Origin of the sequence: Acinetobacter sp. F9 (assembly GCF_019195275.1) — a bacterium.
Taxonomy (GTDB): domain Bacteria; phylum Pseudomonadota; class Gammaproteobacteria; order Pseudomonadales; family Moraxellaceae; genus Acinetobacter; species Acinetobacter pseudolwoffii.
This window is the reverse complement of record NZ_CP078068.1, coordinates 781,441-795,558: the sequence shown is the minus strand read 5'-3', so window position 1 is coordinate 795,558 and position 14,118 is coordinate 781,441. Positions and strand designations below refer to the sequence as shown.

The 14,118-nt window shown below is 43.0% G+C and carries 9 protein-coding genes and 1 pseudogene; 4 read left to right on the top strand and 6 right to left on the bottom strand.

Annotated features, from left to right (window positions below; translation table 11 throughout):
• Window positions 1–208, top strand: a pseudogene (locus KT990_RS03875) (hypothetical protein); the annotation flags it as partial.
• A 13-nt stretch (window positions 209–221) separates the two neighbouring features.
• Here the strand turns inward: KT990_RS03875 and ruvB are convergent.
• The 5 genes from ruvB to KT990_RS03850 form a co-directional block, all read right to left on the bottom strand.
• Window positions 222–1,229, bottom strand: a complete 1,008-nt coding sequence (ruvB, locus tag KT990_RS03870) for a Holliday junction branch migration DNA helicase RuvB (protein ID WP_005097600.1) — start codon at window positions 1,227–1,229, stop codon at window positions 222–224.
• 222 nt (window positions 1,230–1,451) lie between these two features.
• Complete coding sequence (gene ruvA, locus KT990_RS03865; protein ID WP_159138210.1) at window positions 1,452–2,054, bottom strand: Holliday junction branch migration protein RuvA; 603 nt, start codon at window positions 2,052–2,054, stop codon at window positions 1,452–1,454.
• Window positions 2,055–2,174: 120 nt separating this feature from the next.
• Window positions 2,175–3,515: a deoxyguanosinetriphosphate triphosphohydrolase gene (locus tag KT990_RS03860; RefSeq protein ID WP_005097598.1), complete on the bottom strand. Its 1,341-nt coding sequence runs from the start codon at window positions 3,513–3,515 to the stop codon at window positions 2,175–2,177.
• Between the two features lie 173 nt (window positions 3,516–3,688).
• Window positions 3,689–3,820 carry a putative transporter small subunit gene (locus KT990_RS03855; protein WP_005097597.1) on the bottom strand — a complete coding sequence of 44 codons (132 nt, stop codon included), beginning with the start codon at window positions 3,818–3,820 and terminating at the stop codon, window positions 3,689–3,691.
• A gap of 11 nt (window positions 3,821–3,831) precedes the next feature.
• Entirely contained in the window at window positions 3,832–5,469 is a 1,638-nt protein-coding gene (locus tag KT990_RS03850) for a sodium:solute symporter family transporter (protein ID WP_005170049.1), read from the bottom strand.
• A 1,354-nt stretch (window positions 5,470–6,823) separates the two neighbouring features.
• Between KT990_RS03850 and purL the strand changes: the two genes are divergently transcribed.
• The 3 genes from purL to KT990_RS13585 all read left to right on the top strand — a co-directional run bounded on the left by purL (window position 6,824) and on the right by KT990_RS13585 (window position 12,107).
• Entirely contained in the window at window positions 6,824–10,657 is a 3,834-nt protein-coding gene (gene purL / locus KT990_RS03845; RefSeq protein WP_218209194.1) for a phosphoribosylformylglycinamidine synthase, read from the top strand.
• Window positions 10,658–11,182: 525 nt separating this feature from the next.
• A complete protein-coding gene (locus KT990_RS03840; protein WP_180050069.1) occupies window positions 11,183–11,629 on the top strand; it encodes a hypothetical protein in 447 nt (148 codons plus the stop codon).
• A gap of 352 nt (window positions 11,630–11,981) precedes the next feature.
• Entirely contained in the window at window positions 11,982–12,107 is a 126-nt protein-coding gene (locus KT990_RS13585; protein WP_252146096.1) for a KGW motif small protein, read from the top strand.
• Between the two features lie 209 nt (window positions 12,108–12,316).
• On the opposite strand, the gene KT990_RS03835 is transcribed toward KT990_RS13585, so the two are convergent.
• Window positions 12,317–14,059, bottom strand: a complete 1,743-nt coding sequence (locus KT990_RS03835; RefSeq protein WP_218209193.1) for an FAD-dependent monooxygenase — start codon at window positions 14,057–14,059, stop codon at window positions 12,317–12,319.
• Window positions 14,060–14,118 lie beyond the last annotated feature (59 nt).

Sequence of the window (14,118 nt, the reverse complement as noted above, 5' to 3'; positions counted from 1 at the left end):
TACTCATTTAAAAATGTTAGTAGAGGAAGATCATGAATTAGTATCTGAATGGGACGAATTTGAGCGTTATCTCACTCAGCTACAAATCATGTGTATTACCGCGGTAATTGATAAAGAAGGTATTGCTGATAGTTTCAAAGCTCTAAACATTGTAGTAGATTCTCTTATTCAAAATTTGAAATCTATATTCAATAAAAAAGCAGCCTAAGCTGCTTTTTGAATCACTTTTCTTTTGGCTCAGGTGGTGTCAACCCAAACTGTAAATACGCCATATTGGTGGCAATACGGCCACGTGCAGTACGCATGACATAACCTTGCTGAATCAAATATGGTTCAATCACATCTTCCAGCGTACCAGAATCTTCTGCCATGGCAGCAGCCAACGCTTCAACACCAGCAGGGCCACCATCAAAACGTTCTAATAACATCGATAGATAACGGCGGTCTAAAGTATCTAAACCATCTTTATCGACTTTGAGCATGTCCAAAGCACGTTGTGCCATATCCTGATTAATTTCACCAGTGCCTTTGACCTGAGCATAGTCACGTACACGACGCAATAAGCGGTTGGCAATACGTGGTGTGCCTCGTGAACGACGGGCAATTTCTTTTGCGCCATCACCAGTCATGGGTACATCCATCAAATTGGCTGAACGTTTGACAATGTGGGTCAAATCTTCAACTGAATAAAATTCTAAACGCTGTACGATGCCGAAACGGTCACGCAAAGGAGAGGTAAGCAGACCTGCACGTGTGGTTGCTGCAACCAGGGTAAAGGGTGGCAAATCCAGTTTGATTGATCGTGCAGCAGGCCCTTCGCCAATCATGATGTCGAGCTGGTAGTCTTCCATCGCTGGATAGAGAATTTCTTCAATCACGGGTGAAAGACGATGGATCTCATCAATGAACAGGACATCACCTTCTTCCAGATTGGTCAGCATGGCGGCCAAATCACCGGCACGTTCTAGCACCGGACCTGAAGTCGACTTAAGATTACCGCCCATTTCGCGGGCAATAATATTCGCCAGCGTGGTTTTACCCAGGCCGGGCGGGCCAAAAATCAATGTATGATCCAGCGCTTCTTCACGGCCACGGGCGGCACCAATAAAGATTTCCATTTGCTCTCGAACCACCGGCTGACCAATATAGTCATCGAGTGAGGTTGGACGGATGGCACGATCAAAATGATCTTCTGGTTTTTCAGAACCACTGATGAGACGGTCTTGCATATCTTTTGAGTTAATCTCTATGGTTTATTTGAGGTGAATAAAGTCATAGCCTCAAAATGCTTTAACAATTCGTATGCCATTGTGCAGGCATGCTCTTACTTTTGACAGGGCAAAAGTAACAAAACCCTTTGCAAAAATAATGGCACATCCTATGCCATATTTCTGCGGCAGCATCCATGCTGCCTTCTCATCTTCATTTTGCAGCGAATATTTAAATCAGTATTAACGATTCATCGACTTTAATGCAGCGCGGATAATGTCGCTGGCTTCAGTGTAATCTGCTTTAACCGCATTAATCAGTTTTTGTGCTTCAGCAGGTTTATAACCCAAAGACTGTAATGCAGCTTCTGCTTCAGCCACGGCTGAATTGCCCATAAACTGAATCTGTGGTGTAGTTGAATTGCTTGGCGCAGCACCTGAAGCCATGGCTTTAAAGCGGTCACGTAATTCAATCATTAAACGTTCAGCGGTTTTTTTACCGACACCGGGAACTTTGACCAAGGTATTCACATCTTCATTTTCAACGGTATGAATCAGCATTTCCACACTTAAAGTCGAAAGAATACCCAAGGCCATTTTGGGACCCACGCCGTTGACTTTTAACAGGGTGCGGAAAATGGTTTTTTCCTGCGCATTGATAAAGCCATACAGCAACTGTGCATCTTCACGCACGGCCAGATGGGTCCAGAGTGTGACTTGTTGTCCTTTTTGCAGCTGGCAGAAAGTCGTCAGCGGCGTATCAATTTCATAACCGACGCCATTTACATTTAACAGTACGGTCGGTGCTTCTAAAGCCAGTACTTCACCAATCAGACATCCAATCATCTTTTATCATCACTAAATTCAGTTTTGCTGCATAGTAGTCAGCATTTTCCGGAAAGGCAAAATCTGCCGCTGTAAAATAGATGATTTTATTGCAATCATCCTCCCATACAGCAGAATATTTTATAACAATCCGGCTTTATTGCCTTGTAATTCCTGCGACAGGTTATAAGCCTGATGATCAGAAAATTTCGAAACAATATCCAGCACCTGCATGATATTGTCATAATGGCTGGCGCTAAAATTCGCCCCTGAACGTTGCAGAATCGACATCAAGCGCTGTTCTTTAAAACTCAGGTTTTTATGCGGCGTTGTTAAGGGAATAAAGGCATCCAGAATATTTTGCAAACATTGATGCGCGATAATTTCCAGTCCTGCTTTTTGCGGATGCTCAAAAATTTTATCCCGTGCCAGTTCTTTGGCGCGATTAATCCCGATTTCAATGTCCGCAGTACAATATTGCAATAAAGTACCTTGTAACTGACCCGATAAAATCTGGTCATGATGACGGGCAAAAGCCGTTGTCACTTCATCGACCAGACGTTTCATGACCCGACCACGCAAGGCGGCAATTTTTTGCTGCCAGGTGGTATTGCTCATGGCGATTTCAGAAGGAATACCATAATCACCGAGCAGATTTAAAAAGACCGGCTCAACTTCGTCATAACTGAGCATATTCAGGCTAATACCATCTTCAAGGTCAATCAGGGCATAACAGATATCATCAGCCGCTTCGAGCAGATAGGTCAGTGGATGACGGCAGTAATGATATTCAGCTAACTGAATCAGTCCGAGTTGTTCTGCAATCTGCTTTAAAATCTCTTTCTCGGCCTGATAGCAGCCAAACTTGGCCCGATTGCTGGCAGGTAAATCGACTTGAGATGCCATGGTTTTTGACAGCCACGGATATTTTAAATAAGCCCCTAACGTGGCATAAGTCAAACGCATGCCGCCATCATTGGGATGGTAATCGATTTTGGTCAACAGGCGTAGACCTTGGGCATTGCCTTCAAACTGACGTACATCGGCTTCTTGTTCAGGACTGAGATCTTTTAAAAAATCGGTATGCGATGCATCGTCGAACCATTCTCGAATGGCATATTCACCGGCATGGCCAAAAGGGGGATTACCAATATCATGTGCCAGACAGGCAGCCTGAATAATGGCACCGACATCGGCCGGGGAAATCCAGGGCGGTAACTGATCTTTTATTTTCTCTGCGGCCAGCATCCCGAGTGAACGCCCAATACAGGACACTTCAAGTGAATGTGTGAGTCGTGTATGAATACCATCGTGCTGGGTTAAAGGGTGAACCTGAGTTTTACGGTTCAGCTGGCGGAAACTTTGTGAAAAAATAATACGGTCATAATCTTTGTGGAACGGGCTACGTGCCAGTTCAGTACTTTGCTTTTTACTACCAATCCGAACTGTCGAAAGCAGCTCTAACCAACGCATTTGAGTCATTTATCATTATTCAATTCTTTGCTAAGTGCATCATGCCAAAAAAGTAGCAACAGCACTAGAGTGCTGCGACATGAATTGTCGGAACAAACAAAACCCTGTGGAAATTTCAGCTGAACAATCGCTATAAAAAAACAGGTCATATTGACCTGTTTTTATCTCATGATAGAAGTGGACTAAAGCAAATCTTCACCACTGATCTTGGCTTCCTGGATGTCTTTATAGACCCCCATGCAAATGACGAACAAAATCATCGTCGCCACCAATGGCCAAAAAAGTACATATAGGGTCATAAATTGACTACTCATCTGAAATCTCCTTATTTACTTTTCTCAGATACCTGGTGAAATTCAATCACCATCTTATTGATTTGTTTAAAATCAAATCGTTCTTTGCTATTCATTAAAGTCAGTACTGTACAGACAATGGCGCTGCTGCCGTAGGCGGTCAGGGAACTCAATAGCGTGCCATAATCACGCAGGAAGCCGATGGTCCATGGAAGGAAGCCGATACTGGCCAGAATACCGACCACCAGGCCGACTTTCTTGCCAAAGAAGCCAAAGCTCATCAGACCCAGTACCACACCAATACCGATGGTGGCCATAAGCTCAAAACTGAGTGCGATCAGACCCTGAATTGGCAGCCATTCAAATCGAACCACCAGAAAGCTTAAAAATGCGATACCGACAGACCAGTTAAAGGCACGGGCATTGACCTTGTCCCAGTACAGGCTGGCAATCACCGGGAATACGATGGCACCCCAGAGTGCACCGACGAAAATCAGCATCGCTAGAATGTCGAATTTAAGCGTGGCAATTAAAATACCGAGCATGGTGGCTACAATCATGGTCATCCGGCCAATAAACAGCATTTTCTTCGGATCAGGACGATTTTTAGCAATCTGTTTGCCATAAATATCGGTCATTACGATGGCAGACAGGGCAGATAAATCCGAATCCGCCGTTGACGAAAGCGCGCCAATCACCATGACAAAGAGTAAGGCCACCATAAATGGAGACAGATACGTTGCTGCCATTTGTGGAATCAGGTTGTTCAGGTTGCCATCAATCGGCTGAATCCCGGCAAATAGTGCCAATAATCCGAGCATTCCCAAACCGACGACAATCGCGGCATAACCGATGGTTGCAGTAATGAAGCTGGGTTTGATCAAGTCTTTACGCACTGCAAACAGGCGTTGGGCGATGGTCTGGTTACCAATTGCATAAGCCAGTACTGCCACAAAAAATGGCGCACCCTGTTCTAAAAATGCGGTTTTCGAAAAGAAATCCAGTTGTTCCGGTTGCAGATTATGCATGCCGGTCTGGAACAGTGAAGGGCCGCCCAGGGTGAAAAATAGCGTCGGAATAATGATCACTGCCGCCACAATCATGGCGACCAGCTGACCAAAATCGGTAAATACCGAGGAGCGGAAACCTGACCATAAAGTATAGGACAGGACGCCAATTCCGGTAATCAAGACCCCATGGATAAAGCTGAGGGGAGACAGAATTTCAACCAGCGCACCTGCTGCGGTAAAGTTTACCATCAGACTGATCACGCTCCCGACAATGTTGGAGCCTGCCAGAATCATCTGGCTCTGGTTACCATGCCGTGCATGCATGATTTCTGCCAAAGTGTGTGCATTGGGTGCCAGGTCGCGGAAACGTTTGCCGAATGGGTAGATAAATAAAATCATCAGTGCACCCCACAAACCATAGTGTAAGGCACCGGAAACACCGTATTTATATCCGGACGAAGCCGCTGCATAAAATGAAGCGGCCCAGATCCAGGTGGCGGTCATACTGGCCGCAGACATTCCAAATCCGATGGAGCCATTCGAGACCATATATCCATCGACATTTTCATTTTTTTGCTTAATGCGTAACGACAATAGAAAGGTGATGCCATAGAAAAGCACCATCAATAGTACAGTTGCTGTACTAGTGAATTGAAACATACATACTCCTTAAGCGGGTCACCTTTTGTTTTTGAAAATTAAATCATTGGCAACAGATTAAGGCTCTAGATTAGACAGAGCAGTGAAGCTACAGAAAATAAAAAAACCAGCGTCTGAATATCAATTGGATATTCATATCTGCAGCAGAAAAGAGGATGATTCATGCGTCCTGAATGTGGACATTTCCTCAGCAATTGGCGTAGAGGTTAACATAAAATCATCAAATTTACTGATGAAGTCATTAATTATGTAGATTCTTTGCTGATATAAGGCTATTTTTGATTTCAACATCTTATAAAATGTAGATCTGTTGGTTATATATTTTTATAGGAATTACAGGTATTTATTGCATGGTTTTTTATTAGAATAAAGATGGATGTCAGTCAGAAAATGAAAAAGTAACAAAATTTTAATATTTCTTATTTTCTTCATTATGAGTAGTGATTTTTTTCATAATAGCCTAAAAAACTTTCATTAATTCATGTCTGATGATGCTTATATATTCTGAATTTTTGCATAAGAATAGAGGCCGAGAATCAGTTTGAATTTAAGCTTTATATTTTCAATTGATTAGCATGTAATTTCGCTCTTTTTAGCGAAGAATTTAAGAAATATTTGAATCAATATTTTTGGTTAATATATCGGTGAAAACAGACTTAATATCCTGGAAATCCATTTACTAAAGTAGATCTATTGATTTTAATTCTCACTCTTTATTAGAAACTATGGTGGTGTCTTATATGTGAGATTTAGGTATCTTTGAATAGAGTTCATATATTAAGATGAGTGATCGGAATAATCTGGGCTACCGGATATTACTGGAAGTCGATTGAAGCAGGCGATATAGTTTGCTCATACAGACAGGCTCGAAAAGGGAGAACAGCGGGGCAGAGTCTTAAATCCTGCAATGGAGCCCGGAATGGGGATAGCTGGATATAAAATTATTTCAGTAGTGCAACTCGCCGACAGAGAGATGAGCTAAAAAATGAACTCGACTGTTTCAGTCTATCCCGAGAAGCTTTAGTCTATCCTTAATAAGTTTTTTATAACGGCTCAAGAATAAGTTCTGTACGCATTTTAAGTGGTCTTGCTGTTGAAAAATAATACAATTTTCTTAAGTGAAATTATTGTTAATCGGTTTTGATTTTTCTTTAACAAATTGTGTTAATCTACGCGACTACATTCAATTTTCCTGCCTGAAAATAAACACAATATTTTAAAAATACAGAATATTTCAGCCGTAGTTTTCGTATTTGCCATCTAGCCGATTTCCTTATTTCACAGTAGAATATGCGCTCTCTCAAGTCACATTGTGGCATGGTTGTTCAGACCATCCCGTGGAGCCAAAATCAGCATGTTTATCGTTGCCGGTGCACCCGCACATTCTTCTTTTAAGAAAACTCAACTATTATCGCGTTTGACGTCAATTAGTTCTGTTCAATCAATTGAAAGTCAATGGGTCTACCTCTTTGACCAAGCGCTCAGCGAGCAACAACAGCAATCAGCTTTACAGCTTCTCAACGATGGGCAATCTTTTGAATTGCACCAGGCTGCAAGTGATGAAATCCAAATTTTAGTGACACCGCGTGTCGGCACCATCTCGCCTTGGTCTTCTAAAGCTACAGACATTTTCAAAAACTGTAATACGCCGGTGCATCGTCTTGAGCGCGGCGTTTTATTTACGTTGAAGGGTCTAAAACACGTATCAAATGAAGTTCAACAGATTTTGCATGACCGTATGACTGAAAGCGTATTCAATGCGATTGAAGAGGCTGCGGTACTGTTTGTTGAAACAGCACCAAAACCACTGAACTCGATTGATATTCTAGGTGAAGGTAAAGAGGCACTGGTTAAGGCCAACAACGAATTTGGTTTTGCATTGTCGATGGAAGAAATTGATTACCTGACTGAAGCGTTTATCAAGCTGGGTCGTAATCCAAATGACATCGAACTGATGATGTTTGCACAGGCAAACTCTGAGCATTGCCGTCATAAAATCTTCGGTTCTGAATGGACGATTGATGGTGAAGTTCAGCCATTGTCATTGTTCCAGATGATCAAGAATACTTATAAAGAATCACCTACAGATGTATTGTCGGCTTATAAAGACAATGCTTCGGTGATTGTCGGTTCGGATACCCAGCGTTTTTATCCAACCAAAGAAGACAATGGCCAGCAGGTTTATAAATATAAGAGTCAAGCCGCGCATATCTTGATGAAAGTGGAAACTCACAACCATCCGACAGCGATTGCACCATTTGCCGGTGCTGCGACAGGTTCGGGCGGTGAAATCCGTGATGAAGGTGCGACCGGTCGTGGTGGTAAGCCTAAAGCAGGTTTAACCGGCTTTACAGTATCTAACCTGAACATTCCGGGCTTTGAACAGCCTTGGGAAGAAAACTATGGCAAGCCATCGCGTATGGCATCGCCGCTACAAATCATGATTGAAGGCCCATTGGGTGGCGCTGCGTTTAACAACGAATTTGGTCGTCCTGCCTTAAATGGTTACTTCCGTACCTTTGAACAAAACATCAATGGCGATGTTAAAGGTTTCCATAAGCCAATCATGATTGCCGGTGGTTATGGCAACATCCGTCCAGATCACGTTGAAAAAGATCCAATCTTGCCCGGTGATTTATTGATCGTGCTCGGTGGCCCTGCCATGCTGATCGGTCTCGGCGGTGGTGCAGCATCTTCTGTAGACAGCGGTAAACTCGGCGAAAACCTGGATTTCGCTTCGGTACAACGTGAAAACCCGGAAATGGAACGCCGTTGTCAGGAAGTGATTGATACTTGCTGGCGCATGGAAGACCAGAACCCGATTGTGTCTGTACATGATGTCGGTGCAGGTGGTGTATCGAATGCCATGCCTGAACTGGTGAATGACCATGAACTCGGTGCGGTGCTGGATCTGCGTAAGATTCCATCGCTTGAGCGGGGCATGTCGCCTATGGAGATCTGGTCAAATGAAGCGCAAGAGCGTTATGTACTGGCGATTCGTCCATCTTCTTTAGAATTATTTGAATCGATCTGTGCGCGTGAACGTTGTCCGTTTGCGGTACTCGGTGAAGCAACTGAAGCGCGTCACTTAACCGTTGAAGATCCGTTATTTGGCAACAAGCCAGTGGATATGCCAATGCAGGTGATGCTTGGTGGTACACCGCGTATGAGCCGTTCATATGAAACGATTGAACGCAAAGGCGATGATTTCGACGCGGCTAAAGTCACAGATCTGAAAGATGCGATTTATCGCGTTTTGAAAAACCCGACAGTGGCTTCTAAATCATTCCTGATCAGTATTGGTGACCGTTCGATTACTGGTATGGTGGCACGTGATCAAATGGTCGGTCGCTGGCAGGTTCCGGTGGCGGATGCTGCGGTAACAACGACAAGCCTAGTAGGCTACACCGGTGAAGCGATGGCGATGGGTGAACGTCCACCAGTCGCATTGCTCAATCCTGCTGCATCGGCACGTTTATCAGTGGCTGAATCAATCTCGAACATCATGTCTGCGAAGATTGAAAAAATCAGCGACATTAAATTGTCTGCAAACTGGATGGCTGCTGCCGGTCAACCGGGCGAAGATCAAGCGCTATTCGAAGGTGTAAAAGCCATCGGTATGGAAATGTGTCCAGCACTGGGTATCGCAATTCCAGTCGGTAAAGACTCATTGTCAATGCGTACCACCTGGAATGATGAAGGCGAAGACAAATCAGTGACTTCTCCAATGTCAGGCGTGATTACTGCATTTGCACCAGTGACCGATGTTCGTAAAACATTGACTCCTGAATTGAAAAATGAAGAGTCGGTACTGGTTCGTATTGACTTATCGAAAGGTCAGTTCCGTCTAGGTGGTTCGATTCTGGCGCAGGTGTATAAAGCAATCGGTTCTGTGACGCCTGATGTCGACAGCTTCGATGACTTCAAAGCATTTTTCGCATTGGTTCAAGACTGGAACAATCGTGGTCTGATCAAGGCATATCATGACATCGGTGATGGTGGCTTAGTCGCAACTGTTGCAGAAATGATGTTCGCATCACGTCTGGGTGTGGCTTTAGAAGATCAGTCAACTGCAAGCCTGTTTGCAGAAGAAATTGGTGCAGTGCTTCAAATTGCCAAAGCAGACTGGGAAGCGCTACAAGCTGAAGTTGCAGCATCTACCCTGAAAGATGCCATTCAGGTGGTGGGTACGGTAAATAACACGGATCAGTTATCTGTAAACGGTTTAGTACTTGAACGTGCTGATCTGCAAGTGGCTTGGACGGAAGTATCCCACCAAATCCAGCGCCTACGTGACAACGTACAAACTGCGGATCAGGAATTTGCTCTTATCACTGACAAATCTCATGCAGGTATCATTGCGAAACCGACATTTGATTTGAATGAAGCGATTGAAGCGCCGTACATTAATTCACGTCGTCCGAACATGGCGATTCTGCGTGAGCAGGGTGTCAATGGTCATATCGAAATGGCAGCAGCATTTGATAAAGTCGGCTTCAATACCGTTGACGTACATATGAGTGACTTGCTGGCAGGTCGTATCAGCCTGGATGATTTTGAAGGCTTAGTGACTTGTGGTGGCTTCTCTTACGGTGACGTGATGGGCGCTGGTGGCGGCTGGGCAAAATCAGTATTGTTCAATACTAAACTGCGTGACCAGTTTGAGAAATTCTTTAACCGTCAGGAAACCTTCTCGCTGGGTATCTGTAACGGCTGTCAAATGTTGTCTCAGTTGGCTCCGCTGATTCCGGGTGCTGATGCTTGGCCACGTTTCCACCGCAATACTTCTGAAGTGTTTGAAGCACGTGCGGTGAATGTTCGTGTGGAAAAATCAAACTCTGTATTGCTTCAGGGCATGGAAGGTTCGATTCTGCCGATCGCTGTAGCACATGGTGAAGGTCGTGCGGTTGCAACTGCGGAAAACTTTGCTGCGCTCAACGCATCGAATCAGGTGGTTCTGCGTTATGTAGATAGCTTGGGGAATGCAACACAACATTATCCATTGAACCCGAACGGCTCACCGGAAGGTATTACCGGTGTAACCTCTCAAGACGGTCGTGCAACAATTATGATGCCGCACCCTGAACGTAACTTCCGTGCGATTCAGCATTCTTGGAAACCAGAAGACTGGGATCAAGATGGTGCTTGGTTACGTATGTTCCGTAATGCACGTAAGTTCATTGGTTAATCGGTTTTAGATTAAAAAAGGGTTGCGTCAGCAGCCCTTTTTTTATGTATGTTTCGGAGTTAACATCGTTTAAATAATTCAAATAAGTAACCAGTTTAAATCATGAAAATATTTACATATTTTATCTTTGCATTATTGTGTTTTAGTGCAGATTATAACTTTGCAGATGGTGCATATTTAAAAATAGAAATAACGGCAATAACCATTTTAGGACTCGTTTCCTATAGTCTGGTTTATTTGACTCTCTTCGAAAAAATGTCGGATGAGCTGTATAGTCCACATTTAAAAATCATCTTGTGTTTAGCTTTGCATTTGATCGCTGTTGCGATCTTTTATATGAAATATCGTAAACACTACAGATCTACTAAATCATGAAAATATATTGAGATTCAGGATAGATGTTGAGCTTTTTGACAATGATGATGCATATAAAATAAAGAGGTACTCATGCCAAGAATATTTATCAGATTCTCAAGGTGCATTTTACTTATTTCACTATTCACATTGGCGGGGTGTGATACATACATGTGGCGAGCTAATATCAAGCATTTAGATGAAATAAAACAAAGTGGTTATTTGCCGAAACTCAATCGTGATCGCGATATCGAAGGCCCTGATGTGAATCAAAACGGAATTCGTGATGATATTGATCTCTATATTGAAAAGAATTTTATAAATATGGAACAAAGACAGGCGGTAAAACAATTGGCTATGGTTCTGCAAGAGAGCTTATTACTCGATACTTCTCAGCAATACCCGCTACGAAAAATTGCATTTGAAAAATCGCGCGCGATAGGCTGCATTTACGAGCGTTTTTCTCAAGATACTTTGTACAAACCATCCAATGTCGTTCAGCATGTCATTGCAGTCACCACAAACACAAAACAGCGCTTTAAGGCGTATTTAGATTTTAGTAAAGCGATGGATGGTAAAAGTATCACACTTCCAAATGAGAACTTATGTAATGAATAATTCAGGCTTACAGCAAAGTCACTTCTCATGTGGAAATATCAGAAAATTACTAATCATTAATTTTCTTAATTTTCAATAAATAACATTTAAAAATATTAACTTAATTATACTTTATGGAAAAATAATTTAAAAATATCTATAATTACTTAATTCGTATCCACCTTGGGGTGGATTTTTGCTTTTTAAGCATTCTGATTTTTTAATTTAACTTCTCCCACTGAACTTGGTTTAGATTTTGCTTTCATATTGTATATAAAGTGCTATGGTATGTTTTATGCACAACTTTATTGCACTATAAAAGAAAGATGGAATAGATCAGTTCAGTATCAATTCTCAAGTATGAGGTGATGACATGGCTAAAACACTTAGAATAATGGATAAGGCGGCAATGCGTCAGAAAGGTTGGATGTTGTTTGCTATTGTCGTAGGACTACAAATATTGTTTGTTGTGGGCAGTTATTTACTTCAAGGCTCTTAATTATCTGACTTAAAAAACCACCGTTGAGGTGGTTTTTTCATAAATTGTTAGACTTACTTTTTTATAAGAATATTCGTTACTTTGAAGGATGAGGGATATATTCCGTAAGGTAACCAAAATCCTTCGTCAGACTGATAGAATGACTATATCCCACAGGCTGACAGGTGACATCCATGTCGATGGTCAATTAAATATGATTGATGGAATAGTTAGATTATGAGTTGAACCTGCTTCAATACCGCCTTTAACGTATTTTCATAATCAAAAGATGCATTGGTACTGTCCTGATAACGCCAAGCCACATAACCATCTGGACGAACCAGCACCGCACCTGATTCATGAACTTCAGACTTGGCATTCCAAGTACCATAGACATCACGATACTCACGTGAACCAATCTGAATTACATCTAAATAAGGTAAATCTAGAGTCTCGGCAGCCAATCTCCAGCCTTTACCTGATAAACCTGTCAGTAAGGTAAAACGGCCTTTACCGCTAATATCCAAAGTGGATTGCTTTTGGCCTTTGCTATTGATTAGCCAGGTATGTGGAACTTTGGCACCTGGACGAGTCGTGGCTTGCAGATAAAGCTGTTCATCTTTTTCAAAGATCTCGGGCTCAGTTTCACTCATCACCGCATTTGAGCTATAGCGCTGATTCAGTTCAACACCTTGGGCATTAAATTCAAAATGCTTAATTTCAAGTGCTTCAAATAACTTTTTACGAATTTCGGCACCTTGCTCATCTTCAGCAAAAATACGTTCCAGCATCTGTTTTTGCGTAGTGATGCCTTGGTCAAAACCAAAGACTTCTTTTAAATGCTTATAGTCAAAACGGGATTGGTTGGCACGTGCGACAATCTGCTTGCCTACAGGCGCACGTTCAGAGGTATATGAATCGAGGAGGAAAGGTGCGGCCCAACCTTTGATTGCATAGGCGAGTTTCCAGCCGAGGTTAAACGCATCCTGCATACAGGTATTTGAACCTAAACCGCTTGAAGGCGGGTGACGGTGTACAGCATCACCACCACAGAACACGCGGCCTTTAGAATATTCAGTTGCCCAAGTCTGGTTTACATACCAGTAGGACAGTTTTTGGATTTCGACATCTTCCACTTCAGCGCCAACAAATGTATTCAGACGCGATCGAACCTGCTTGTCAGTCACTTGTGGCTCGCCTTTGGAAATATCAAAGCCCCAGCCCATAATCCATTCATTCCAAGGCGTAATGGCACGTAGCAAGCCCATGCCGAGATCACCAAAGCTGGCTTCAGGATTGACGATCCATTGCAGAATCGCAGGGCGGTGCTGAACATATTTGCTTAGATCGGCTTTAAAAGTCACATAGACTGTACCCGCACGCGCCATCACACCTTCGAGTGGTAGCTCAAGTTGCTCAACCACTTTTGAGCGTGCGCCATCCATACCAATCAGATATTTGGCTCTTAAACTAAATTCTGTGTTGGTAATCCGGTTCAGGAAAGTAGCGGTGACACCATTTTCATCCTGAACATGCGATAAATATTCAGTATTGAAGTTATAGATTGCACCGCGCTCACCGGCATTCTTGACCAGTAAGGCTTCCATTTTCGGCTGAATCAAATCCACCAATGGACATGGACTGCCTTTGATATAGTCGCCATGACGTTCATCACCTGTGCCCCAAGCGCTTAAACGGGCAATTTCTTCACCGACCAGACTGGTGGTAATCAGGCTTTCGCCCATGTGTTCCCACGGTGTCGCAATTTCTTTGACTTGTTCTTCAATGCCTAAATCACGTAATACTTCCATGGCACGCTGATTGGTAATATGCGCACGCGGACTATTGGCCAGCCAGTTAAACTGTGTGAAGAGTTGAACTTTGACCCCATAATTTGCCAGTGCTAAACCTAAGGTCGATCCTGCAGGTCCTGTGCCAATCACCAATACGTCAGTATCGTAATGCTGTGTCATACATGACTCCATGTGTCTGTCTGAAGAACAAGATTTGAATATATTTACAATCCAGTGTA

Excerpts from the sequence above, each read along its gene's own strand:
- ruvB (WP_005097600.1), bottom strand. The coding sequence starts at position 1,229 with ATGCAAGACCGTCTCATCAGTGGTTCTGAAAAACCAGAAGATCATTTT.
- ruvA (WP_159138210.1), bottom strand. The coding sequence starts at position 2,054 with ATGATTGGATGTCTGATTGGTGAAGTACTGGCTTTAGAAGCACCGACC.
- KT990_RS03860 (WP_005097598.1), bottom strand. The coding sequence starts at position 3,515 with ATGACTCAAATGCGTTGGTTAGAGCTGCTTTCGACAGTTCGGATTGGT.
- KT990_RS03855 (WP_005097597.1), bottom strand. The coding sequence starts at position 3,820 with ATGAGTAGTCAATTTATGACCCTATATGTACTTTTTTGGCCATTGGTG.
- KT990_RS03850 (WP_005170049.1), bottom strand. The coding sequence starts at position 5,469 with ATGTTTCAATTCACTAGTACAGCAACTGTACTATTGATGGTGCTTTTC.
- purL (WP_218209194.1), top strand. The coding sequence starts at position 6,824 with ATGTTTATCGTTGCCGGTGCACCCGCACATTCTTCTTTTAAGAAAACT.
- KT990_RS03840 (WP_180050069.1), top strand. The coding sequence starts at position 11,183 with ATGTGGCGAGCTAATATCAAGCATTTAGATGAAATAAAACAAAGTGGT.
- KT990_RS13585 (WP_252146096.1), top strand. The coding sequence starts at position 11,982 with ATGGCTAAAACACTTAGAATAATGGATAAGGCGGCAATGCGTCAGAAA.
- KT990_RS03835 (WP_218209193.1), bottom strand. The coding sequence starts at position 14,059 with ATGACACAGCATTACGATACTGACGTATTGGTGATTGGCACAGGACCT.